The 23678-nt window shown below is 64.7% G+C and carries 26 protein-coding genes; 14 read left to right on the top strand and 12 right to left on the bottom strand.

Annotation, left to right across the window (positions count from 1 at the left end; translation table 11 throughout):
- Window positions 1-14 precede the first annotated feature (14 nt).
- The 4 genes from J0H39_21240 to J0H39_21225 all read right to left on the bottom strand — a co-directional run bounded on the left by J0H39_21240 (window position 15) and on the right by J0H39_21225 (window position 5173).
- Window positions 15-1214 (bottom strand): DUF2927 domain-containing protein, encoded by a 1200-nt coding sequence (locus tag J0H39_21240; protein MBN9499289.1) that lies wholly within the window; start codon window positions 1212-1214, stop codon window positions 15-17.
- Between the two features lie 84 nt (window positions 1215-1298).
- Window positions 1299-2762 (bottom strand): phosphonoacetaldehyde dehydrogenase, encoded by a 1464-nt coding sequence (gene phnY / locus J0H39_21235; protein MBN9499288.1) that lies wholly within the window; start codon window positions 2760-2762, stop codon window positions 1299-1301.
- Window positions 2759-4006 carry a phosphonoacetate hydrolase gene (gene phnA, locus J0H39_21230; protein MBN9499287.1) on the bottom strand — a complete coding sequence of 416 codons (1248 nt, stop codon included), beginning with the start codon at window positions 4004-4006 and terminating at the stop codon, window positions 2759-2761. The genes phnY and phnA overlap by 4 nt, the downstream gene beginning before the upstream one ends.
- Window positions 4007-4015: 9 nt before the next feature.
- On the bottom strand, window positions 4016-5173 hold the full coding sequence (locus J0H39_21225; protein MBN9499286.1) for a 2-aminoethylphosphonate--pyruvate transaminase: 1158 nt from the start codon (window positions 5171-5173) through the stop codon (window positions 4016-4018).
- Between the two features lie 92 nt (window positions 5174-5265).
- On the opposite strand from J0H39_21225, the gene J0H39_21220 reads away from it, so the two are divergent.
- The 4 genes from J0H39_21220 (at window position 5266) to J0H39_21205 (ending at window position 9469) form a co-directional block, all read left to right on the top strand.
- The gene (locus J0H39_21220; GenBank protein MBN9499285.1) at window positions 5266-6138 is read left to right on the top strand and encodes a LysR family transcriptional regulator; all 873 of its coding nucleotides are present in this window, start codon (window positions 5266-5268) and stop codon (window positions 6136-6138) included.
- A gap of 47 nt (window positions 6139-6185) precedes the next feature.
- A complete protein-coding gene (hemN, locus tag J0H39_21215; GenBank protein MBN9499284.1) occupies window positions 6186-7547 on the top strand; it encodes an oxygen-independent coproporphyrinogen III oxidase in 1362 nt (453 codons plus the stop codon).
- Between the two features lie 49 nt (window positions 7548-7596).
- On the top strand, window positions 7597-9009 hold the full coding sequence (locus J0H39_21210) for a M20 family metallopeptidase (GenBank protein MBN9499283.1): 1413 nt from the start codon (window positions 7597-7599) through the stop codon (window positions 9007-9009).
- An 82-nt stretch (window positions 9010-9091) separates the two neighbouring features.
- Complete coding sequence (locus J0H39_21205) at window positions 9092-9469, top strand: hypothetical protein (GenBank protein MBN9499282.1); 378 nt, start codon at window positions 9092-9094, stop codon at window positions 9467-9469.
- Between the two features lie 16 nt (window positions 9470-9485).
- Here the strand turns inward: J0H39_21205 and J0H39_21200 are convergent, their stop codons facing one another.
- Entirely contained in the window at window positions 9486-9713 is a 228-nt protein-coding gene (locus tag J0H39_21200) for a hypothetical protein (protein ID MBN9499281.1), read from the bottom strand.
- Window positions 9714-9781: 68 nt separating this feature from the next.
- On the opposite strand from J0H39_21200, the gene J0H39_21195 reads away from it, so the two are divergent.
- Entirely contained in the window at window positions 9782-10339 is a 558-nt protein-coding gene (locus J0H39_21195; protein MBN9499280.1) for a DedA family protein, read from the top strand.
- Here the strand turns inward: J0H39_21195 and J0H39_21190 are convergent.
- Window positions 10323-11228 carry a DMT family transporter gene (locus tag J0H39_21190; protein MBN9499279.1) on the bottom strand — a complete coding sequence of 302 codons (906 nt, stop codon included), beginning with the start codon at window positions 11226-11228 and terminating at the stop codon, window positions 10323-10325. The two genes, J0H39_21195 and J0H39_21190, sit on opposite strands and share 17 nt — an antisense overlap.
- Complete coding sequence (locus tag J0H39_21185; GenBank protein ID MBN9499278.1) at window positions 11225-11452, bottom strand: sulfurtransferase TusA family protein; 228 nt, start codon at window positions 11450-11452, stop codon at window positions 11225-11227. The genes J0H39_21190 and J0H39_21185 overlap by 4 nt, the downstream gene beginning before the upstream one ends.
- Window positions 11453-11509: 57 nt before the next feature.
- Between J0H39_21185 and J0H39_21180 the strand changes: the two genes are divergently transcribed.
- Together J0H39_21180 and J0H39_21175 are read left to right on the top strand one after the other, a co-directional pair.
- Window positions 11510-12589, top strand: coding sequence for a YeeE/YedE family protein (locus tag J0H39_21180; GenBank protein MBN9499277.1), 1080 nt, complete (start codon window positions 11510-11512; stop codon window positions 12587-12589).
- A 37-nt stretch (window positions 12590-12626) separates the two neighbouring features.
- Entirely contained in the window at window positions 12627-12995 is a 369-nt protein-coding gene (locus tag J0H39_21175) for an NUDIX domain-containing protein (GenBank protein MBN9499276.1), read from the top strand.
- Here J0H39_21175 and J0H39_21170 read toward each other — a convergent pair.
- Complete coding sequence (locus J0H39_21170; GenBank protein MBN9499275.1) at window positions 12967-13143, bottom strand: hypothetical protein; 177 nt, start codon at window positions 13141-13143, stop codon at window positions 12967-12969. The genes J0H39_21175 and J0H39_21170 overlap by 29 nt on opposite strands.
- A gap of 114 nt (window positions 13144-13257) precedes the next feature.
- On the opposite strand from J0H39_21170, the gene J0H39_21165 reads away from it, so the two are divergent.
- The 4 genes from J0H39_21165 (at window position 13258) to J0H39_21150 (ending at window position 16269) form a co-directional block, all read left to right on the top strand.
- Window positions 13258-13953 carry a hypothetical protein gene (locus J0H39_21165; protein MBN9499274.1) on the top strand — a complete coding sequence of 232 codons (696 nt, stop codon included), beginning with the start codon at window positions 13258-13260 and terminating at the stop codon, window positions 13951-13953.
- A 46-nt stretch (window positions 13954-13999) separates the two neighbouring features.
- Window positions 14000-14449: a hypothetical protein gene (locus J0H39_21160; protein ID MBN9499273.1), complete on the top strand. Its 450-nt coding sequence runs from the start codon at window positions 14000-14002 to the stop codon at window positions 14447-14449.
- A 190-nt stretch (window positions 14450-14639) separates the two neighbouring features.
- Window positions 14640-14951 (top strand): hypothetical protein, encoded by a 312-nt coding sequence (locus J0H39_21155; GenBank protein MBN9499272.1) that lies wholly within the window; start codon window positions 14640-14642, stop codon window positions 14949-14951.
- A gap of 16 nt (window positions 14952-14967) precedes the next feature.
- On the top strand, window positions 14968-16269 hold the full coding sequence (locus J0H39_21150) for an FAD-dependent oxidoreductase (GenBank protein MBN9499271.1): 1302 nt from the start codon (window positions 14968-14970) through the stop codon (window positions 16267-16269).
- Here J0H39_21150 and J0H39_21145 read toward each other — a convergent pair.
- The 4 genes from J0H39_21145 to J0H39_21130 all read right to left on the bottom strand — a co-directional run bounded on the left by J0H39_21145 (window position 16266) and on the right by J0H39_21130 (window position 20277).
- Window positions 16266-17060, bottom strand: coding sequence for an ABC transporter permease subunit (locus tag J0H39_21145; GenBank protein MBN9499270.1), 795 nt, complete (start codon window positions 17058-17060; stop codon window positions 16266-16268). The genes J0H39_21150 and J0H39_21145 overlap by 4 nt on opposite strands.
- Window positions 17057-17899 carry an ABC transporter permease subunit gene (locus tag J0H39_21140; GenBank protein ID MBN9499269.1) on the bottom strand — a complete coding sequence of 281 codons (843 nt, stop codon included), beginning with the start codon at window positions 17897-17899 and terminating at the stop codon, window positions 17057-17059. The genes J0H39_21145 and J0H39_21140 overlap by 4 nt, the downstream gene beginning before the upstream one ends.
- 51 nt (window positions 17900-17950) lie before the next feature.
- Window positions 17951-19114: an extracellular solute-binding protein gene (locus J0H39_21135; protein MBN9499268.1), complete on the bottom strand. Its 1164-nt coding sequence runs from the start codon at window positions 19112-19114 to the stop codon at window positions 17951-17953.
- A gap of 92 nt (window positions 19115-19206) precedes the next feature.
- Window positions 19207-20277: an ABC transporter ATP-binding protein gene (locus J0H39_21130; protein ID MBN9499267.1), complete on the bottom strand. Its 1071-nt coding sequence runs from the start codon at window positions 20275-20277 to the stop codon at window positions 19207-19209.
- A 152-nt stretch (window positions 20278-20429) separates the two neighbouring features.
- Here J0H39_21130 and J0H39_21125 point away from each other — a divergent pair, with 152 nt between their 5' ends.
- The 3 genes from J0H39_21125 to J0H39_21115 are packed head-to-tail and all read left to right on the top strand — an operon-like array spanning window position 20430 to window position 23664.
- Complete coding sequence (locus J0H39_21125) at window positions 20430-21461, top strand: amino acid ABC transporter substrate-binding protein (GenBank protein ID MBN9499266.1); 1032 nt, start codon at window positions 20430-20432, stop codon at window positions 21459-21461.
- Complete coding sequence (locus tag J0H39_21120) at window positions 21458-22624, top strand: ABC transporter permease subunit (GenBank protein ID MBN9499265.1); 1167 nt, start codon at window positions 21458-21460, stop codon at window positions 22622-22624. The genes J0H39_21125 and J0H39_21120 overlap by 4 nt, the downstream gene beginning before the upstream one ends.
- A complete protein-coding gene (locus J0H39_21115; GenBank protein MBN9499264.1) occupies window positions 22621-23664 on the top strand; it encodes an amino acid ABC transporter permease in 1044 nt (347 codons plus the stop codon). Before J0H39_21120 ends, J0H39_21115 begins: the two co-directional genes overlap by 4 nt.
- Window positions 23665-23678: the final 14 nt, after the last annotated feature.

Below are 23678 nucleotides of genomic sequence, written 5' to 3'. Positions count from 1 at the left end.
TGTTTTGGGGACGCTCAGCGCGCGGGTTGGGGCAGGAGTTTCTCGGCGCGGGACTTGGCTTCGGCAAGCTGCGCCGCGCTCAAATTCGCGCTCAAATTATCGCGGGCCGTCGCGGCCCCCGGAACATTGCGTGCCGCAGCGAGCATGTACCAAGCATAGGCGGCGACCGGATCGGCTTCGCGTCCGCGCCCGCTCGCCAACAATCCCGCCAGCGCGAACATGGCACCCGCATGGTTTTGTGCGGCCGCCTTCTCGAGATAGACGACAGCGGCCTGATCGTCCCGTATGGGGTTGCCGCGCTCGCTCATCATCAGACCCGCGGCGAATTGGGCTTCGGGTGCGCCGCGATCCGCCCCGAGACGGATGTAACGGCCCGCCTCGGCGCGGTCGATACCGACATAATGGCCGCTCAAATAGGCGATGCTGAGTTGAGTCGCCGCGATCGCCGCCGTTCGGTCGTTTCCTTCGGCCAGTTTGCGCAACCGGGCGACCGATTGATCCATCACCGGCCGCGCCAGTGCGTTTGCATCGCCGCCGGCGGGAATCATCCCCAGCCGCTCAGCGATGACCTTGCGGGCGGCGACCATCGCCGCCAAGTGGAACATCCCCGGCGTGATCGACGGATGATAGAGCGTGCGCAAAGCATCGATATCGATCTGCGTGTATTCCGACAGGCTCTGCTGCGTATAGCTCATGACCGAGCGCAGATTGTGCGGATGGGCGGGGATGCCGAACCCGTGCAGCATCTCGTGCGATACGCAGCGATCGAAGTCCCGGATCCCCGAGCGGATATAGAGTTCCACGCGCGTCAATGCGCCGCCCGTATTCCAATAGCGCGTCAGACAACCGGCGCTCTGCAGCATCGGCGGCGCGCTGTATTCGGGGAAAAACTCGATCTTGAAATTCTCGCCGCTGCCTTCGCCGTCTTCGATGGTGACGGCAAGCCCGGCGATCTCCCCCGCTTGGCGCAGGAATTTGAGCGTCGATGCGCGCTCGTTCGACGACGAGCGTCCGACGACGCGCACGCGCAGCGCCCGATTCCAACGCACGATAACACCGGTCGGCACGGCACCGCCGGCGGCCGTGCCCGCCGCATCGCGCCACAGCGTCAATTGCTCGAACGCGTCGAGTTCCGCCGAGAGTTTCGCTTCGTCGGCACGCGCGGGCGCGACACCCAAAACCAGCGCGGCCAACAACACCATCAAAATCCGCATATGCCTTCCCCGGATCTATTTCGGAGAATGCTAAACGGACGGATGCGCGGCGTAAAGCCCGATCAACTCCCGGTACACGACGGCTTAGGAAGCGCTCCAGGGCAGCGAATAGGTCTTCACGTTGGTGAAGCACTTCATCGCCTCGACGACGCCTTCCTTGTGGCCGAGCCCCGAATCCTTGATGCCGCCGAAGGGCGACATTTCGATGCGATAGCCGGGCACTTCCCAGATATTCACGGTGCCGACGTTGAGTTCCTTGATGAACCGATTGATATGGTCGAGGCGCCAGGTGCACACGCCCGACGACAGACCGTATTTGGTCGAGTTCGACACGCGGATCGCGTCGTCGATATCCTTGACGCGCACGACCGGAATGACCGGGCCGAAGGTTTCTTCGCGCACCAATTCGCAATCGTAGGGCACGCGGTCGACGACCGTCGGCGGATACAAAGCACCCTGACGGTTGTTGCCGTGCAGGAGCTTCGCGCCGAGGCCCACCGCGTCGTTCACACGCTTTTCGAAGCTTTGCGCCGCGCGCTCGTGGATCACCGTGCCGATATCGGTTTCGGGGTCCATCGGGTCGCCGGATTTGAGCTTCTTGGCGTGGACCATGATGCGCTCGACCAGCTTGTCGGCGATGCTTTCGACCGCAAGGATGCGCTTCACGGCCGTGCAGCGCTGGCCCGAATTCTTGGTCGCCCCGGCGACGGCGAGTTCGGCGGCCTTATCGGGATCGGCATCGTCGAGCACGATCAGCGGATCGTTGCCGCCGAGTTCGAGCACCACGCGGCGATAGCCGGCCTTCTGCGCGATCATCTTGCCGACCGCGACCGAGCCCGTGAACGTGACGAGATCGATATTCGGATCGGTGATCATCGCGTCGCCCAGATCGCTGGGCGAACCGGTGACGACCGACAGCATTTCGGGCGGCAAGCCCGCTTCGTAAAGAATGTCGGCGAGTGCGAGCGCCGTCAGCGGCGTCAGTTCCGTCGGCTTCAGCACCACGCGGTTATTGGTCGCGATCGCGGGCGCGATCTTGTGCGACACCATATTGAGCGGGTGATTGAACGGCGTGATCGCCGAGATGACGCCCTGCAACGGCTCGCGCAGCGTATGGATGCGGCGCGCCTTGCCGTGCGGGGTGATGTCGCAGGCGAACGTCTCCGCGTCCTCGCGGATCGCGAGCTGGCCCGACAGCGTATAGACGTCGTAGGCGCGGCCCACTTCGTAATACGAGTCCTTCAGGCTCAAACCGCTTTCGGCGGTGATGATGCGCGCCAGCATCTCCTTGCGCGACGCGATCAACTCGCCCGCCTTCATCAGGATTTTCTGGCGGTCGTAGCGCGTGAGCTTGGACTTGAACGCCGCCCCGATCTTGAAGGCTTCGGCGACTTGCGCGGCGCTGGCGCGCGGCACAGTGCCGACGACGGCCCCGGTATAGGGATCGAACACGTCGAGCGTGCCGAGATCGCCCGCGACCTTCTTGCCGGCGATGCGCAACGATTCCGTGCGGAACTCGATGCGGGGGAATTTCACGGGAGCGTTCATGCGGGCACCTTTTCGGCGACACGGTTGAAGGCGAAGTCGAACGCGTCGAAATTGCGGTAGGTCCGCCCGGCTTCGACCGTCAGTTTGCGATTGGAAATCAGCGGTACGCTCTGCTCGGACACGCCGCCATGCGAGCGCAACGGCTCCTTGAGGCCCGAAAGATCGTGGCGCTCGACGCTGGTGCCGACCGTAACATGCTTCGACGACACGACGACCAACTCGCCCAAACGATCCGGCGGCAATTGGAATTTCGCCGCCGCCTCGTCCTTGGTCAGCACGCTGTCGATGCCCTTGATCGCCGCGATATGCCGCGCGACAGCGGCCTTGTCCGCATTCGCGGGCAGATAGACGACGGCGTAGGAGCCCAACGCGCCGTGATGCACGACGTAAGGATCGGTGATCGGCAGGATCACCCGCGCGGCGGCTTTGCCGAGCAGATCGTCGAGCGCGTCCTGCAAATAGACGACGACGGGCTTACCGTCGGCGCCGTGCTTGGCGTTCATGCCGTGATCGGCGGTGACGACGATCGTCGCCCCCATCGCGTCGAGGCGCGCCAGATACGAATCCATCATCGCGTAGAAATCGTCGGCGACCGGCGTGCCGGGGGCATGCTTGTGCTGGATGTAATCGGTCGTCGACAGATACATCACGTCGGGGCGCATCGTTTCCATCAGCTTGACGCCGGCGGCGAACACGAATTCGGACAAGCCCGCCGAATAGACGTCCGGCACACCCATGCCGACGAAAGCGTTGACGTTGTCGATGCCGTTATCGGCGAGCGTCGCCTTGTCGGATTTCTCCGACGAGAAGCACACGGCTTTGCCCGGCGCCATCTTCACACCGTGGCCCAGCAACGCGCGCAGCTTGTCCTTCGCGGTGACGATGGCGAGCGTCTTGCCGAGTTCCTGGAGCTTCTGGAACAAGGTGGGCGCGCGCAGGAATTTCGGATCGTTCATCATCACTTCCTTGCCCGTGTCGGGATCGAGGAAGTAATTGCCCGAAATCCCGTGCACCGACGGCGGTGCGCCGGTGACGATCGACAGATTGTTCGGGTTGGTGAAGCTGGGCACCACGCAATGGCCGATCAACGACGTGCCGTTTTCGAAGCAGCGCTTGAAGAAGGGCGCGCGGCCCTTGGCGATCGCCGCTTCGATATAGCCGGGTTCCGAGCCGTCGACGCAAACGACGACCACCGGATTTTGGGGCAGCGCGTAGGCGCGGCCGTTGACGTCCATCTTGCCCATGTCAGCTCCTTATTCGGCCGCCTGCGATTGCGCCGGCGCGCCGCTCGCCACACCCATTTCGGCGAGCGTGGCCGCGATCGCCGCGAGCACGCCCTTGATCTGGCTTTCGTCGATCCGGCCGATGCAGCCGATGCGGAAGGAATCCGCCACCGTCAGCTTGCCCGGATAGATCACGTAGCCTTGATCCTTCAGGCGATCATAGAAGCTCTGGAAGACAAATTTGTTATCGGCGGGCATGCGCACGGTCACAATGATCGGCGCTTGCACCGCGTCGGGCAGCAGCGTGACGAAGCCCATTTTGCGCAAGCCGTCGACCAGCACGCGGCAATTATTCGCGTAGCGCTTGCCGCGACCGGCCACGCCGCCTTCGGCCGCGTGTTCGTCCAGCGCCTTGGCCAGCGACATGATGGTGTGGATCGGCGGCGTGAAACGCCACTGGCCGGTCCGCTCGAAGCCCTGCCATTGGTCGTGCAGGTCCAGCACCAAAGTCGTCGCGTTGCCCTTGGTTTCGGCCAGCGCCGCCTTGTCGCAAACGACGAAGCCGAGGCCCGGCACGCCTTCGAGATTCTTGTTCGACGACGCGGCCAGCGCGTCGTAGCGGCAGTCCTTGCCCAAGGACAGCGCGCCGAAGGCGCTCATCGCGTCGATCAGCAAGCGGCGCCCGTGCTTGGCGGTGACTTCCGCCAGCGCGTCGATGGGGTTGAGCACCCCCGACGTCGTTTCGCATTGGACCGCGAACACATGGGTGATCGACTTGTCCTTGGCGAGGGCCGCGTCCAGCATTGCGGGATCGATCGGCTTGTCTTCCGGGAAATCGATCGTGACGACCGCGCGGCCGGCGATTTCCGCGATACGCTTAGCGCGCACACAATAAGCGCCGTTGTTGCAGATCAGCATTTTGCCGGTCTTCGGCACGAAGCTGGTGATCATCGCTTCGACCGCGAACGTGCCCGAGCCTTGCACCGGCACGGTGACATGCGTCTGGCCACGTTCCGCGATTTCCGCGATCCGGCGCAGCACGCCCTTATTGGCTTCGAGGAACACCGCATCGCGGCTGCCCCAATCGTGCAGCATCGCTTCCTTGACCGCCTTCGACGTGGTCAGCGGGCCGGGCGTGAGCAGCAGCTTGTCGCCGGTCTGGGACAGGCCTTGAGGGACGTTGGACATGGAATTCCTCCGAAATGCCCACAGATGATGGCCTTGCCCTATCCATAGGTCCAATACATAATAACAATGTTTCAAATCAGATTGGTCTATAGATGAACCCGATCCTGCTGCGCGCCTTCTGGCTGGTCGCCAAGGAAGGCGGATTCAGCCGCGCCGCCCGCAAGGCGCACGTCAGCCAGCCGACTTTGTCGGCCCAGGTTAAAGCGCTGGAACAGCGCTACGCCACGCCGCTCTTCGTGCGCCAGGGCCGCGCAATCCGCCTGACCCCGGCCGGGCGGCGCCTGTTGGATGTGGCCGAGCGCTACATGGCGCTGGCGGATGAAGCAGAGGCCGCGATCCAGGGCGCTTCGGGCGGCGCGCGGGTGTTCTTGAACGTGGCGGCCGACGGGCCGGGCCCGGCCTTGGCGGTACTGAAATCGTGGCGCGCCACCCTGCCCGATCTTGGCTTCGCGCTGGCGATCGGCAATTCGGAAGAGGTCGCGCGCAAGCTGTTGGCCTACGAGGCCGATGTCGGAATTTTGGCCAAGGCCATCGCCGATCCGCGTTTGACGCTGGAGCCGCTGAAGCGCGACCGCTTGGTCGCCTTCGTGCCGGTCGGCGATCCGCGCGCCAAACGCAAACGCCTGCGCTTGGCCGACGTGGCGGCGGGACCGGTGATTCTTCGCGAACGCGGCTCGGTCACGCGCGAGCGTTTCGAGACCGGGCTGGCCGCCGCACGGCTGCAACTGGGCCCCGCCGTCGAAGTCGCGACGCGCGAAGGGGTGGCCGAAGCGGTCGCGGCCGGGTTCGGCATCGGGCTGGTTTTCGAATCAGAGCTCGCGCCCGATCCGCGCTTCGCCAAGCTGGCGTTTTCCGATGCGGAACTGGACGTGGGCGAATATCTCGCCTGCTTGGCCGAGCGCCGCCGTCAGCCCGCTATCGACGGATTCTTTGCGGCGGCGGGCGAACTCTTCGGCCGGAATTGACCCAAATCATTTCGCGGACGCGAAGGCGGGCCTAAGCAAGGGACATTATGTTGTCCCCCGAAGCCCTGACTTTGGCCGAAGCCAAAGTCCCCCGCTACACGAGCTATCCGACCGCGCCGCATTTCTCGCCCGCGATCGGCCCGGCCCACGCCAGCCGTTGGATGGAAGCGATCGACGACACGCAACCCGTGTCGATCTACATCCACGTGCCGTTCTGCGAAAAGCTGTGCTGGTATTGCGGCTGCAATACCTCGATCGCGTCGAAATACGGGCCGATCCATCATTACTTCCAGACGCTGCTGCAGGAAATCGCGCTGGCGCGCCGCGCGATCGGCCGCAAGCTACGCGCGGGCCATGTGCATCTGGGCGGGGGCACGCCCAACGCGCTGAACGCCGCCGATCTCGCTTCTCTCGCGCGGGTCTTGCGCGACTCCTTCCGCTTCGATTCCGATACGCGCTTCGAGATCGAGATCGACCCGCGCACGCTGGACGATGCGCAGATCCAAGCGCTGAAGGAAGCGGGTGTCACCCGCGTCAATCTCGGCATTCAGGATTTCGATCTTCGCGTGCAGCAGGCGATCAACCGCATCCAGCCCTTCGAACTGGTCGCGGAGAAGCTCGCCAAATTGCGCGCGGCGGGCATCGCGCAGATCGGCATGGATTTGATCTACGGCCTGCCGCACCAATCCGCCGAAACGATCGAAGCGACGATCGACCAATCGACCGAGTTGGGGGCCGAGCGCATCGCGCTGTTCGGCTACGCGCATGTGCCGTGGATGAAGCCGCATCAGAAATTGCTGGAGCCCGAAGGCCTGCCCGGCATGCGCGAGCGCATGACGTTGGTCGAGGCCGCGCACAAGCGCTTGGCCGCGCGCGGCTATACGCGCATCGGGATCGATCATTTCGCCTATCCCGACGACGAGATGGCGCGGGCCCAACGCGAAGGAAGGCTGCGGCGCAATTTCCAAGGCTATACGACCGATATGGCCGATGCGCTGATCGGCTTCGGCCCGTCGGCGATTTCGGCCTATGCGCAAGGCTACGCGCAAAACCATACGCGGATCGATCAATGGCGCGAGGCGGTCGAACGCGATCTCGTCCCCGTCGTGCGCGGCATCCAGATCACCGACGAGGATCGCCTGCGCCGCGCGGTCATCGAGCGGCTGATGTGCGATATGGAAGTCGATCTCGACGCGGTTTGCCGGGCGCACAATGCGTCGAGCCACGCGCTCGACCATTTCCGCGACGAACTCGGCCGGCTCGATTTCATGGTGCGCGGCGGCTTGGTCACGGTCGACGGCACAAACTTGCGCATCCCCGAGCCCGCGCAGAACTTCGTGCGCGTGGTCGCGTCGTGCTTCGATCAATACCTCGACAACAGCAAGGCGAAGCATTCGGTTGCCGTGTAGCTCGGCCACGGCGCATGATGGCGTGACCTTCAGCCAGGACACGCATGCCATGACCCGCGAAGCCGCCATCGCCGCCGCCGAAACCTATTTCGATCGGGGCGATTTCAAGACCGATCTCGCAAGGCGCGTCGCGTTCAAGACCGAAAGCCAGAACCCGGAACGGGCCGGCGAGCTCGCGCGCTATCTGGAAGCCGAGATGGTGCCCACGCTATCGAAGCTCGGCTTCGATTGCCGCATTTTGACCCACGCCAAAGCGAAGGGCCCGTTCCTGCTGGCGAGCCGCATTGAAGACCCGTCGCTGCCCACCGTGTTCGGCTATGGCCATGGCGACGTGATCCGGGGCCTGGAAGATCAATGGCGCGCGGGCCTGTCGCCTTGGGAATTGAAGGACGAGGGCGATCGCTGGTACGGGCGCGGGACCGCCGACAACAAGGGACAGCACTCGATCAATATCGGGGCCCTTGCGGCCGTGCTCGCCACGCGCGGCAAGCTGGGCTTCAACGCGAAGTATCTGATCGAGATGGGCGAGGAAACCGGATCGCCGGGCTTGCGCGAAGTGTGCGAGGACAACAAGGCGCTGTTCGCCGCCGATATGTTGCTGGCGTCAGACGGGCCGCGCTTGCGCGCCGAACGCCCGACGATCTTCCTGGGCTCGCGCGGTGCGTTCAATTTCGACATTTGGATCGACGCGCGCGAGGGTGGCCACCATTCGGGCAATTGGGGCGGGTTGATCTCGAATCCCGGCCTACAGCTCGCCCACGCGATTGCGACCATCGCGGGCCCGACCGGTCAGATCCGCATTCCCGAATGGGTGCCGAACGAATTGCCCGAGTCCGTGCGCCGGGCGCTGGCCGATTGCGAAGTCGATGGCGGCGAAGACGGCCCGGCGATCGAGGAATGGTGGGGCGAGCCGGGCCTCACGCCGTCCGAGCGTGTGTTCGGCTGGTGCTCGTTCGAAGTGCTGGCCTACGAGACCGGCAATCCGCGCAATCCCGTGAACGCGATCCCGCCGCGTGCCTGGGCGCGCTGCCAGTTGCGCTTCGTCGTCGGCGTCGATCCGCACGGGATTCTGCCGGCCTTGCGCCGGCATCTGGATCGCCACGGTTTCCCGTTCGTGAAGATCGCCTCAGCCCGCGACGTGCTGTTCGCCGCCACGCGGCTCGACCCCGATCACCCGTGGGTGAAGTTCGCGGTCGATTCCATGCGCCGCACCAGCAACAAGAAACCGGCGATCCTGCCCAATCTCGGCGGGTCGCTGCCCAACGACGTGTTCAGCGACACGCTGGGCCTGTCGACCGTCTGGGTCCCGCATTCCTATCCGGCGTGTTCCCAGCACGCGCCCAACGAGCACATCCTGCCGGAGGTCGCCCGCGAAGGGCTGCGCTTGATGGCCGGTCTGTATTGGGATTTGGGCGATGGGGAAGCCCGCAAGATCGCCCAAGCGACGAAAGTTAAAGCCTAATCAGTGCGTTAGGTGATTTCTTGCCGTCTTCACCGATAATTAGTAAATTTGGTTCAAATTTTATGGGTATTGGAGTTATCCCATGAAGAGCCCGACCGCCCTGCTGACCGTTTCCTTGCTCGCCGCCGCCCTTGGCGCCTGCGGCGAAACGACGTCGTTCCAAGGCAACCCGCCATTGTCGAACGCGCCGAACAAGGTGATGACCTATCTGAAGCCCTACGAGAGGGCGGTCAATACGGTGATCGGCCCGGGGGTGATCATGACCACCGCGATCATCGGGCCGCATTTCATGCCCGGCGCCTGCGACGGTATGTGGACGACCGGCGACCGTAAGATCATGTGCGATCTGCGCGAGCGCTACATGGACGAGCCGAAGGAAGCCAAGCCCGACCCGAACGCCAAATTCGCCTGCGTGCGCACGCTGGGCGGCAGCACCGAGTGCAATCAAATCGCCGATTGACCGGCGGGCGATCCGCTTACTTCTTCGCGTCCGGCTTCGGAATGCGCGACGGCGACACGTAAACACTGCCTTCCAGCGGCTTGCCGGGTCCGGCGTGGAAAACGTTCGGATTGCGCGCGTTGAGCTTATCGGCGTCCGGATTGGCCTTGGGCGGCGTCGAATTGGGTCGCGTATCCTCGGCCCAAGCCGGCGCCGTGGCCGTGGCCAGAAAAGCCGCCGTCACAAGAACAAGAAAACGTCGCATCGGTTCCTCTCCGCCCTTCCTTAGGGTATGTGGTGACTATACCACATCGCGCAAGGGAGCGCCCGAGGTTGGACGTCGATCGGCTTATCGCGGAATACGGGGCGCTGGTGTATGCCGCGACGTTTCTGTGGACCTTCTTCGAAGGCGAGACTTTCGTGATCTTCGCGGGTGCCGCGGCGCAGCAGGAAAAGATCGCCTTCCTGCCGCTGCTGCTGGCCGCGTGGTTCGGCAGCTTCTGCGGCGATCAATTGTGGTTTTGGCTCGGCCGGACCTATGGCGTGAAGCTGCTCGCCCGCAAGCCCGCCTGGAAGCCCGGTGTGGAACGCGCGATGGGCTGGCTGGAACGTTACGACACCTGGTTCATCCTGACCTTCCGCTTCATCTATGGCGTGCGGAACTTCGCGTCCTTCGCGATGGGCTTGGCGCGCATCAACCCATTGCGCTTCGCGGTGCTGAATTTCATCGCGGCGTTCGTCTGGGCGATGCTGTTCGCGGGCGGGGGCTATGTGTTCGGCCACGCGCTGGAAACGGCGTTCGGCGAACTCGCGTCGCATTTCCAATTCGCGATGCTGGGCGCCTTCGTGCTGGCGATCGCGATTTTGCTGTGGGTCAACCGGCGGCGATAGTTTTAGGCGGTACCAGCGCCAAGAACAGTGCCGCCATGATCGCGGCCATCGCGGCATAGTCGAGGGCGGCGAAACGCTCGCCCGTCAGCCACGCCGACGACGCCACACCCACGACCGGCACGGCCAGCAGCCCGAGCGAGGCCATCGACGCGGGCAGAATTTCGAGCGCCCGGAACCACGCCCAATGGCAATAGATCATCGGCACGGTGGCCGCGTAGCCGAAACCGAGCCAGCCCTGCAGCGTCAGCCCGCCCGCCGGCCAAAGACCGCCGGGCAGATCGAACCAGAGCAACCCCGCGATCAGCGGCAAGCCGCCGAACAGCAATTGCCACGCGGTCAGCGTCACCGCCGGCATCGGGAACTTCGCTTGCTTGGTATAGACGGTGCCCGTCGCCCAGCCGATCGCCGCCGCCAGCATCAGCGCCAAGCCGATCGGCCGGTCGATAAGCCCCGCGAACGCGGGCCACGCCAGCAGCATCAACCCCGCCCCGCCGAACGCCAGCGCCAAAGCGCGGCGCCGGTCGAAGACCTCGCCCAGGAACAGCGCGCCGAACAGCGACACCCACATCGGCATGGTGAAAGCGATCAGCGCCGCGCGCCCCGCTTCGACATGCTGCAAGCCATAGGCGGTGGAAACGTGCCAGACGGTCACGTTCAAAAATCCGGCGAGCGCCAATTGCCCCAGCCGCCCCGGCGGGATGCGGCAATCCAGCCGCAAACGCCACGCGATGGCGAACAGACCGGCGGCGCCGATATAGACGCACAGAACGCGGAACACCCATGGCGGGAGTTCCAACACCGAGAACTTCATCGCCGGCCAATTGACGCCCCAGAAAAACGCGAGCGTCAAAAGCAGCCAGAAACCTTCGCGGGAGAGGGCGCGGTTCAACCGGCCTTGCCGATCTCGAAGACGAACACCCCATCGGCTTCGGAAGACGATTTGAGGACGTTGCCGGTCGTCTTGCAGAACGCCTCGAAATCCTTCACGGCACCTGGATCGGTCGCGAAAACCTTGAGCGTGGCGCCGGCGGGCAGGCCCGCCATCGCCTTTTTGACCCGCAGCACGGGCAAGGGACAATTCAGCCCTTTGACATCGAGTTCGGTCGTCGACATGGGGCGGGACATTACGGCTTTGAAGCCGCGGGCTTCAAGCGATAGATTGCCCGGCCTATGCAGGATCTTCCGATACATCTTGTCGTCGCAATCGCCGGGCTCGCCGCCGGCACGGCGTTCGGCGCTTTGGCCCAGCGCACCAATTTCTGCACCATGGGCGCGATTTCCGACGCCGTGGTGATGGAAGACAAACGCCGCCTGCGCGCCTGGATCGCCGCCATCGGTATCGCGATGCTGGGCGCCAACGCGTTGCACGCGGCGGGCGCCATCGATCTGCGCGGATCGATCTACCTCGCCCCCAATCTCGGCTGGCTGGGCGCCATTTTCGGCGGCGCCTTGTTCGGCTTCGGCATGGTGTTGGCCGGCGGCTGCGGCCAGCGCAATCTGGTGCGCGCGGGGGCGGGCAATCTCAAAAGCGTCGTCGTCCTTCTGATCCTGGGGATCGCGGCTTACGCCACGCTGCGCGGCATCGTGGGTTATGCGCGCGTCAATACGTGGGAACGCCTCAATCTCGATCTGCGCGCGCTCGGTTTCGCCGATCAAAGCCTGCCGACGCTTGCCGGCATCGACCGGCCGATCGTGGCGGCGCTGCTGGGCGCGGCCTTGCTGATCTGGTGCTTCAAAGACAAGGCGTTCCGCGCCAGCACGCGCGACGTGATCGCGGGCCTCGGCGTGGGGGCGCTGATCGTGCTGGGTTGGGCGATCACCGGCGTGCTGGGCAAGGACGATTTCGATCCCACGCCGCTCGCCTCGTTCACCTTCGTGGCCCCCGTTGGCGACACGCTGTTCTATGCGATGTTCTGGACGGGGACGAAAATCAATTTCGGCGTGTCGACCGTGTTGGGCATGTTGATCGGATCGGCGATCGCCGCGAAAGCCGCCGGCGAATGGCGCTTGGAAAGTTTCCGCGACGCGAACGATTTCCTGCGCAACGCGGGCGGCGCCATCCTGATGGGTGTGGGCGGCGTCAGCGCCTTGGGCTGCACCGTCGGCCAAGGCATCACCGGCTTGTCGACGCTCGCCATCGGCTCGTTCCTCGCGGTCGCGGGCATCGCGGGCGGCGCGATCCTGGCGCTTAAATATCTCGAGGAAGGCTCGCTCGTGGCGGCGTTGAAAGCGCTGGTCGCGCGTGGCTGAGCCCAGCGACAACAAATCGCCGCGTTTTCCCGTCGCGATGAAGGGTGTCGTGACGATCGACGGACGCGTCTGTCTGTTGTTCAACGAACGCGACGAATGGGAATTGCCCGGCGGCAAGCTGGAACCGGGCGAAGACCCGCAAGAATGCCTCGCGCGCGAGATCGACGAGGAGCTCGGGCTGAAAGCCGTGCCCGAGCGCATTCTCGATTCCTGGCTTTATCGCATCGCGCCGGGCGTCGAGGTCGTGATCGTGACCTATGCGTGCGCGCCGCTGACGGGCGTCCGCCCGCGCATCAGTCACGAACACAAGAAATTGGAATTGTTCGCGCCCGAGGAAATCGACGCGTTGAATATGCCCGACGGCTACAAAGCCTCGATCAGAGCTTTTTTCCGCCCAGCGCGCTGAGCATTTCGAGCTGCGCGCCCATCAGATTGCGCATCGCGATATCGGGTTCGAGCATCGCCGCCAAGCGACGCGCGGTCGCGCCGCAGCCGCGCTTGCATTCGGGCGCGGCTTCATCGGCTTGCGGGCGGCATTCGCGGGTGCAGGTCATCGGGGGGCTCCAATCCCGGCAATATAAGCGATTGCCGGTAATGCCATTCTGGACGAAACGCCGCAGGGCGCATTGATCTGGATCAAGCGCCGGTTTCTGTTAGATTCCCGATAGATGAGTTCGATCCTGCAAGCTGCGGCGGATGGTTTGGGTGGCGCCCTGGGGGCCGCGATGCTGCCCCTTTGGCCGGCCTTCATCGCGTGGGCGGCGGCGATTTTGCGCGACGAATGGGGCGATGCCGATGGCGCGCCGCCGGGGGCGATCGCGCGCCTTGCCGCTTCGGCGGCCTTATTCGCCCTCGCCTTCGGGCTCGGCTTCGGCGCCCTCAACGCGGGCGATGGCGTGCTGATCCGCAAAGCGCATGCCTTCACGCTATTGGCGGGCGCCATCATCGTCGCTTACGGATTGCATGCGCTCGGGGCCGCCCCCATCCCGGGGTTGCGCCGCGCCGCACGCGCACCCGTTTGGCGCATCCCGGCAAAATTTATCGCGGCGATATGCGTTGGCTTCGCCTTCGCCTTCGGCTGGACGCCGATCCCCGGCCCCGGCCTCGCGGCGGCGGCGGACGCGTCGGGCCTAGCGCTCGCAACTTACGGCGTTTTCCTGAGCTGGCCCGCCTGGCTCGCGAGCGCCATCGCCTATGTCGTTCTGGCGCGACATGCACCGCTGGGACCTTCCGCCCTGCACCGCCTTGAAGCGATCGCGGGGCTTGTTTTGATCGCGACGGGCATATTGATTGCGGCGGGATTTCTTGCGGAATTTGGCTTTTATCTCGACGAGCGTCTCGCCTTCCTGACACATTTCGGTTAAAGCGGTTTTAAGTCCGGCCTCAGCACCGGTACATACAATGAGCCGCATGTCCGCCCCTGCCATGTTCGCCACCGCCAAAGCGCTTCCGTCCATTCGCCGCTTCGATCCCGGCGCCGACCTGCCCGAGCCGCTCGCGCAGTTCGTTTGGGCATGGGAGGGTGCGCGCGGCATCGACGATGGTATCCCCGCGCGCACGGCGTTCAATCTGATGCGGCTGCCAAACAACGGTGCGCAAGCGGGTTTCGTGCTCGTGCCCTTCGCCGAGGCTGGGGCCGATCTCTATCGCTGGCGGGTCGTCGGCAACACGGTCAAGGAAACCTTGGATGCGGTGCCGGATGCCGCCATCGCCCTGACCGATCCGATCGCGCAAGCCGCCCTCGAATCGCTGCTCACCGCGACGCCGATGCTGGTCGCGGATGAAGGCAATGGCTGGGTCGCGATGCTGGCGCCATTGGCCGGCGTCGACGGGCACGTGATCGTCGGCGTCGTCGCCTAAGGTCGCGCCCGACGGGGCGGCGTCAAAATCCGCTAAATTACCTCTTTAGATAAAACGCGTTGCCGGGGCCGTGCGGGCCCCGCAAATAGTCCCCATCACTTGCTAGGTGACGGGGGATGCGGCCACACTCGCGCCCAATCGCCGCCAAAACGAAATCCCCGCCCGGGGGCTCGAACGAAGAGGGAGTCACATGCGTTCCGTCATCCTTTCCGCCGCTTTCGCGGCCAGCTTGCTCGCCGGTGCCGCCGCGCACGCCCAGCAAGCCGCCCCCATCCCCGGCAGCGTGCTCGCCGCGACCTGCTCGGGCTGCCACGGCCCCGCCGGGCGCAGCATCGCCGAAATCCCGCCGATCAACGGCCGCACGGAGCAGCAGCTTCTGTCCGCCATGCTCGATTTCAAGAACGACCGCCGGCCGGCGACGGTGATGAACCGCCACGCCAAGGGCTTCAGCGACGACGAGCTCGCCGCGATCGCCCGCGAAATTTCGGCCAATTGGCGCTAACGGGGAGATGACGCAAATGACCCGCACGAAACTCTCGCGCCGCGCCTTCACCGGCTCGCTGCTCGCCACCTCCGCCCTGTCGGCCTGCGCCGTGCAGACCGCCCCGGCCAAGGCCCATGTCGTCGTGATCGGCGGCGGCTTCGGCGGCGCCACCGCCGCCAAGTTCATCCGCCTGGAAGATCCCGGCATCGCGGTCACGCTGATCGAACCGAAATCCGAGTTCGTCACCTGCCCGTTCTCGAACTACGTCATCGCCGGGTTCAAACAGATCGGCGAGATCACGCACACCTACAACGCGCTGACCGGCACGCATGGCGTGCGCCATGTGCGCGACATCGCCGTCGCCATCGATCCCGCGACCAAAACGGTGCGCACGGGTTCCGGCCAGTCGATCCGCTACGACAAGCTGGTCGTGTCGCCGGGCATCGATATCCGCTGGGGTGCGATCGAAGGCTACACCGAAGCCGCCGCCGAGATTCTGCCGCATGCGTGGCAGGGCGGCGCGCAGACGCTGCTGCTGCGCCGTCAGCTCGAAGCCATGCCGGACGGCGGCGTGGTGGCGCTGGCGTTGCCCGGCAACCCCTATCGCTGCCCGCCGGGCCCGTATGAGCGCATCTCGGTCATCGCGCATTATCTGAAGACGACCAAGCCGCGCTCGAAGATCCTGGCGCTCGACGCGAAGGACGCGTTCTCCAAGCAGCCGCTGTTCCAGGACGGCTGGAACGCGCTGTATCCCGGCCTGATCGAATGGGTGCCGCTCAATAAGGACGGGCGCATCACCCAAGTGATCGCGGGCGAGCGCACGCTGGTCTCCGAATTCGGTCAGCGCCATCGCGCGGCCGTCATCAACGTCGTGCCGCCGCAATTCGCCGGCAAGATCGCGCGCGATGCGGGCCTCGCCAATCCCGACGGCGGCAGTGCCGGCTGGTGCCCGGTCGATCCGATCACCTTCGAATCGACGCGCATCAAGGACATCCATGTGATCGGCGACGCGTCGATCGCGGGCGCCATGCCGAAATCGGGCTTCGCCGCGAACAGCCAAGGCAAGTTCGTCGCCAAGGCGATCGCGGCGGCGTTGAACGGCCGTCCGGCGTTCGCGCCCGTCTACGCCAATACCTGCTATTCGCTGCTGTCGCCCGATTACGGCATCTCGGTCGCGGATATCTATCGCGCCACGCCGCAAGGCATCGTCGCGGTGCAGGGGGCTGGCGGCGTTTCCCCGCGCACGCCGGCGGATGCGGCCGCTTTCCGCAAGCTGGAGGCAAGCTATACGCAGGGCTGGTACTCCAGCGCCACGCGCGAAATCTGGGGGACCTAACGCCCCATCTTGGCCAGAACCTCACCCTTCAGGAACCGCTCGACCAGCAGCATGAACAGGATCGACGGGACCAGAAGGATGAGGGCCGAGATCGCCGCGATCTGGATATTGCCGCCCGCGCTCGCCGAATAAAGCATCAGCGGCAAGGTCCGGATTTCCGGCGCGCCGACGAAATAGCTGCCGGTGAATTCGTCGAGCGATTCGAGGAACACGAAAATCGCGCTCGCCACGATGCCGGGCAGCGCCAGCGGCAGCGTCACTTCGAAGAAGGTGCGCGGGCCCGACGCCCCGATATTGCGCGCGGCTTGCTCAAGCTCGGGATCGATCGCCGCGAACGCCGCCGTCGCGATCCACACCGAAAACACGAGCCCGTGCACCGCGTGGACCATCACCACGCCCGCGACCGTGCCGTTGAGGTCGTATTCGAAGAAGATGCGCGCGATGTTGATATAGACCGGCAGATTCGGGAAGGCCTGCGGCAGCAGGAAGATCAGCATCACGATCGGCCGCCACGGCAATTTCCCCCGCGCGAGCGCGTAGCCCGCCGGCACCGACACGATAAGGCACGTCGCCGTCGTCAGCAGCGCGATCCAGATCGACAGCCACAGCGATTCCATCGCGCGGCCGGTCGGGCGGAACACCACTTCCCAGAAGCGGAAGCCCCATTGCGACGGCAGGCGGTTGGGCCAGAACCATTGTTCGGCCACCGACCAAATCATCAAATTGCCGATCGGCCCCAGCACGAAAAAGGCGAAGACCGCGAGCAGACCGGCGCGCAAAATCCATTTCATCGCGTCAGCCCTTGCTGCTTGTCGCGCACGGCTTCGCGCAAATAGAACCACGCCGCGAGGCCGGTCAGCAGATACGAGACGAAGCCCAGCGCGTTCGCGGTGCCGTAATCGCCGACCGAGTTGATGCGCCACGCCATATTGACCGTCAGCATCGACGGGCTTTGGCCCGACAACATGATGGGCACCGACAGCACCGACATCATCGTGACGAAGGACAGGATCAAGCCGACCGCCAGCGTGCGGCGGATCTGCGGCACGACGATTTCGAGCAGCACGCGCAAACGCGAAGCGCCGAGATTGCGCGCGGCGTCGATCGTCGAACGGTCGAGGCCCGCCATCGCGCCCGCGACCATCAGCGTCACGAACGGCGTCTGCTTCCACACGAAAGTGATGACGATGCCGCGCCAGTCGAGAAAGCTTTGCGCCGATTCCTGGTCCATGAATCCCAGGAACACGAACGCGTTGTTCATCATGCCGTTGCGGCCGAGAAACGTGCGCATGCACAAGGCGGCGACGATGAACGGCACGAAGAGCGGCCAGCGATAGAGCCAATCGAGAATCTTTTTCGCGACCGGCGAATTGCCGAGTGTGAGATACCCGCCGATCGACACGGAAATCACCGCGATCAGGAAGGTCGACAGGCCGACGATGAAAACGGTGAACAGCGTGTCGAGACGGTAAAGCTCCCACGCGCGCACGAAATTTCCGAGCGTCCAGACGCCGGCCTTGTCCTGGAACGCGCCGACGAGCGAGTAGCCCAACGGATAGATGAACAACGCCAGCGCCATGGCGAGCGCCGGGAAGATCAGCAAAACGGAAACGCCGCGTGTGGGACCCATCGAAATGAAAACGGGGCGGCGGTGTACGAAACCGCCGCCCCGTCCCTTACGTCAGTTCAAGACCACTTTTTCGTATTGCTCTTGAATCTTGGTGAAGTAATCGGCCTGCGGCATCGGGCGGCCCATCTTGTTCAGCATGTCCGGCGGCACGTCGCGGAACAGGCGTTCCCACAGCTTGGCGTCGAGATGCGACTGGACATGCTGGGCGTCGATGCCCGGCAGCCAGTTGAAGCGCTCGACGATGCCCTTAGCTTGAACGACCGGCGATGTCGCGAGTTCGACGAATTTGCGCGAGATATCCGCGTTCGGCGATTTGTCGGGGATGACGTAGTACATCGGCTGGCCCGGCAGACCGGTTTCCAGCAGCGTCAGTTTCAGCGTCGGCGGCAAGCGGCCTTCGCCCTGCCAGGAATAGAACATGTCCATCCACACCGGGCCCATATCGATCTCGCCGCGGTTCAGCGCGTCGAGCGTACCGGCATTGCCCGGCGTGATCGTCGACACGCCGTTGAACGCCTTCAGCTTCTGCAACGCCGGCGTCAGCGCCTGCACGGTCGCGTCGTCATACGGGCCTTCGATCAGCTTCTTCTGATCGGGCGCGTAAGCGTAAAGCCAGCCGAACACGAAACCCACGCCGGACATGCCGCCGCGAATGCCGTTATGGCCGAACTTCTTCGGATTGGCGTTGGCCCAAGCGACGAGTTCGTCGAAGGTCTTGGGCGGGTTGGCGACGCGCGCCGGGTTGTAGGCGATGGCGACCTGGCTGTTGAACATCGGCATCACATAGCCGTCGACATTCACGCCCAGCGCGTTCTTGGTGACCGCGTTGGTCGCCATGTTGCCGGTCGAAACCTGGCCGCGATAATTGGACAGCAAGCCGTCCTTCACCATCTGGCCGGCCATCTTCTGGTGGACGATCGCGACGTCCACGTCGACGCTCGCCGCGTTCGCCCGCTTCTGCGCTTCAAGCCGCTCCCAGATGCGCTGCGAGCCCGCGTCGCCGGGGCCCGTCCCCACCGCGCGCACGCGCACGCCGGGATTGGCCTTCTCGAACTGGGGACCCAGGAATTCGGTGATGTAGTCGACCATGTTCTGGTCGCCGGCCGTCAGCACGTTGATCGTGACGTTGCGCGCCTGGGCGTTGACCGCCCCCGGCAGCGTCGCGGCGACCGCACCCGCCGCCAAGGCGGCCGCGATCAATGTCCGTCGTTGCATGTTCTCCTCCGTATCCGCCGGGCTTGATCGCACCCGCCGTCCGGCGGACCGGCGGGCGCTTTTTCCAATACGCGTGCTCTGCGACGTTTGCGTTACGCTCCCTCCGCGGGGAAGAAGTGCAGCGCTTCGGCGGGCAGAACGACGCGCGCGTTCACGCCCACGTCCACGCGCCGTTCGTCGTCGACCATGAATTGCCGGTCGCCCACCGCGACCGCGTAGCGCCAGAACCCGCCCGGATAGGCGGCCTGGACGATGCGCCCTTCCAGCGCCAAGGCGCCGTGCGGATCGGCATCGCCCGCCAGCGACAGCTTCGCGGCCTCGGAGCGGAAATGCGCGGTGACCTTGCCGTCGATGGCGCCTTCGTAGGGCAATTCGGCTTCGCGATTATGCGGTCCCGGCGCCACGCGCAGCTTGGCGCCGCTGCGCGCAAGATCAAGGCGGATCGCGTTGTTCGCCCCCATGAAGGACGCGACGAACGCCGATGCGGGGCGGTTATAGACTTCCTCCGGCCGTCCGACCTGGGCGATCGTGCCGGCATCGAGGATGACGATCCGGTCGGCCATCACCATCGCTTCCTCGCGATCATGGGTCACATGGATCGTGGTGATGCCCAGGCGCCGTTGCAGCGCTTTGATCTCGTGGCGCACGTCTTCGCGGATGCGCGCGTCGAGATTGGACAACGGCTCGTCCAGCAACAGGATCTGCGGATCGACGGCGAGCGCGCGACCTAATGCGACGCGCTGACGCTGACCGCCGGAAAGCTGGGTGACATTGCGTTCGCCGAGTCCGTCGAGCTTCAGCATCGCCACCATCTCGGCGACGCGCGCGGCGATTTGCGCGCGCGACTTTTTGCGCAAGCGCAAGCCGTAGCCGATATTCTGCGCCACGCTCATATGCGGCCACAGCGCGTAGCTTTGGAACACCATCGCCATTTCGCGCTTGTCGGGCGGCATCGGCGTGATATCCCGCCCGCCCACGCGGATGGCGCCGCCCGCGACCGGGACGAAACCCGAAATGCAGCGCAGCAATGTCGTCTTGCCGCAACCCGACGAACCGAGCAACGCGACGAACTCGCCGGGGGCGACATCCAGGCTGACGCCCTTCAATACGCGCGTGCCGCCATAAGCGGCCTCGACCCGGTCGATCTCCAACCGTGCGGACATTGGTATTGGTTCTCCCCGGAGCCGATCCTAGCGCATCGATTATGACAATTAAAAGACACTCCCTTGCTTCCGCGATGACACCACGCCAATATCCGCCATCCTCAACCGGCCCGGGGACAAACCCCGCGGCCCGGAACTCAGGGAGTCTATCCATGCTTCGTCGTTTCGCGGCATCCGCCGCGCTTATGCTTTGCTTCGCCGGTGCGGTTTCCGCCCAGCAATTGACGCCGAGCCCCACGCTCGACGCCATCAAGGCCCGCGGCCATCTGGAATGCGGCGTCCATCTGGGCCTGCCCGGCTTCTCCTTCGCCGACGACAAGGGCGTGTGGCAGGGCATCGACGTCGATTTCTGCAAGGCGCTGGCCGCCGCGGTTCTGGGCGACGCCACCAAGGTCAAGTACACGCCGACCTCGGTCCAGCAGCGTTGGCCGATCCTGCAATCGGGTCAGGTCGATCTGCTGTCGCGCAACACGACGATCACCTTCTCGCGCAACGCCTCGCTGGGCGTGAACTTCCTGGGCATCAACTTCTACGAAGGCCAGACGTTCATTGTCCGCAAGAAGGCGAACATCACCAAGGCCGACGAGATGGACGGCGCCACGGTTTGCGTCGCCGCCGGTTCGACCGAAGAAAAGCAAGCGACCGATTGGTTCGCCGAGCGCGGCAAGAAGGTGACGATCGTCAACTTCCAGCGCAACGACGACGCCATCGCCGCCTACGACGCCGAGCGTTGCGACGCCTACACCGCCGGCTTCGGCGCGCTGGCGGGGCAACGTTCCAAGCTGAAGGCGCCGGACGATCACGTCATCCTGACGCAGCTGATCTCCAACGATCCGCAAGGCCCGACCGTGCGCTACGGCGACGAGCGCTATCAGGCGGTCGTGCGCTGGGTGCTCAACGGCATGATCGCCGCCGAGCATTTCGGCATCACGTCGAAGAACGTCGACGAAATGCGCCGCTCCTCGACCAACGGCGAAGTCCGCCGCATCCTGGGCGTGGAAGGCAATTTCGGCCAGATGCTGGGCCTGTCGAACGACTGGCTCTACAACGCGATCAAGCAGGTCGGTAACTACGGCGAAAGCTACGAGCGCACGGTGGGCATGGATTCGCCCCTGAAGCTGCCCCGCGGTCCCAACCAGTTGTGGACCAAGGGCGGATTGCTGTTCACCTCGCCGTTCCAATGAGCCCAGCGCTTCGGCGCTGGTTCTACGACGCCCGCGTCCGCGCCTGGATCTCCCAGGCCGCGGTCGCGGGCGCGATGTTTGGGACGATCTGGTATTTCGTCGCCAACGCGTCGGAGAATATGGTCAAAGCCGGCATCGCGTCCGGCTTCGACTTCCTCTGGCGCACGTCGGGCATCGACGTTCCCTTCAAGATCGTCGACTACACGCCGCAGAACAACATCGTCGACCTGCTGTGGGTCGGCGTGGCCAATACGCTGCTGGTCTCGCTGCTGGGGATGGCGCTCGCCACGATCCTCGGCTTCCTGATCGGCATCGCGCGGCTTTCGAAGAATTTCCTGCTGCGCAGCCTCGCGACCGGCTTCGTCGAGTTCGTGCGCAACATCCCGCTGCTGCTGTTCGTCTTCTTCTGGTATTTCGGCGTCATTCGCGCGCTGCCGCCGCCGCGCGATTCCTTCGCCGCCTTCGACACCTTCTTCCTGAATAATCGCGGGCTTTACGTGCCCGCCCCGACCGAAGGCCATCCTTTCGCCGCCGTGTCGATTGCGTTCGCGATCGGCGTCGTCTTGTTCCTGGCCTTGCGCGTTTGGGCCGCCAAACGCCAAGCATCGACCGGCAAGGCCTTCCCGATCTGGGCGGCGGGCACCGCGTTGATCGTCGGCGTGCCGCTCGCCGCCGCGATCGTCGTCGCGTTGACGACAAGCTGGAACGTGCCGGTGCGCGGCGGCTTCAATTTCCGCGGCGGCTTCGTATTGGTGCCGGAATTCGTGGCGCTGCTCGCGGCCCTCGTCACCTACACCGCCGGCTTCATCGCCGAAGTTGTGCGCGGCGGCATCCTGGCCGTCGGCAAGGGCCAGAAGGAAGCGGCCGCGTCGCTCGGCCTCTCGCCCGGCCAGACGCTGCGCTTGATCGTGGTGCCCCAGGCGCTGCGCGTGATGGTCCCGCCGATGACCAGCCAGTATCTGAACCTGCTGAAGAATTCGTCCTTTGGGGCTGCGATCGCCTATCCGGAAATCGTCAGCGTGTTCATGGGCTCGGCCCTCAACGCCACCGGCCAGGCGATCGAGATCATCGCGATCACGCTGGCGATCTATCTGATCGCTGGCTTGGCCGTGTCGATGTTCATGAACTGGTACAATTCGCGCATCGCCCTGGTGACGCGATGAAAGCGCTCGCCTGGATCCGCACCAATCTATTCGCGACCTGGGTCGACGCGGCGATCACGCTCGCCTGCATCTGGGTCGTGTGGCGCTTCGTCCCGCCGCTGCTCGACTGGACGATCTTCAAAGCCGCATGGCTGGGCGACGACCGCTCGGCCTGCGGCGCGGGCGGCGCTTGCTGGGTGTTCATCCGCGCGCGCTTCGACCAGTTCATGTACGGGCTTTATCCGTCGAGCCAGACCTGGCGAATCGATCTCGCCGGCGCGCTGCTGGTGGTTTTCGGCACCTGGGCGGGCTGGCGGCGCTTGCCCGGCAAACGCTACGCGATCCCGGCCCTGCTGGTCGTCTATCCCTTCATCGGTCTCTGGCTGCTGCTCGGCGGGTTCGGCGGCTTGCCCTATGTCGAGACGCGCCAATGGGGCGGCTTGATGCTGACCGTGTTCATGACGGTCTATTCCGGCATCTTCGCCTTCCCGCTGGGCGTGCTGCTGGCGCTGGGCCGGCAATCGGAACTGCCGGTCATCCGCACGATCTCGGTCGCGTTCATCGAATTCTGGCGTGGCGTGCCGATCATCGCGGTGATCTTCCTCGCCTCGCTGCTGCTGCCGCTGATCCTGCCGATCAATGTCGATCGCTTGATCCGCGCGGTCGTCGGCCTCACGCTCGTCATCGCCGCCTATATGGCCGAAGCGATCCGCGGCGGCTTGCAGGCCGTGCCCAAGGGCCAATACGAAGCCGCCGCCGCGATGGGCTTGGGCTATTGGCGCGCGACGATCCTGATCGTGCTGCCGCAAGCCTTGCGGATTTCGTTACCGGCCCTTGCAAACGAATTTATCGCGCTCTCCAAGAACACCACGTTGGTGCTGATCGTCTCGCTTTTCGATCTGCTCGGCATCGTGCATGCTGCGTCGGCCGATCCCAAATGGGTCGGCTACAACGTCGAAGGCTATGTCTTCGCCGGCACGATTTTCTGGTTCGCGTGTTTCGCGATGTCGCGCTGGTCGGCGTCGCTGGAACGGCGGCTGGGAGCCGCACGCAGTCACTGAAGCAAGGAGAACCG

It is taken from the genome of Alphaproteobacteria bacterium, from assembly GCA_017308135.1.
In the GTDB taxonomy this organism is placed as follows: Bacteria; Pseudomonadota; Alphaproteobacteria; order CACIAM-22H2; family CACIAM-22H2; genus Tagaea.
This window is presented reverse-complemented; position numbering and strand designations above follow the sequence as displayed.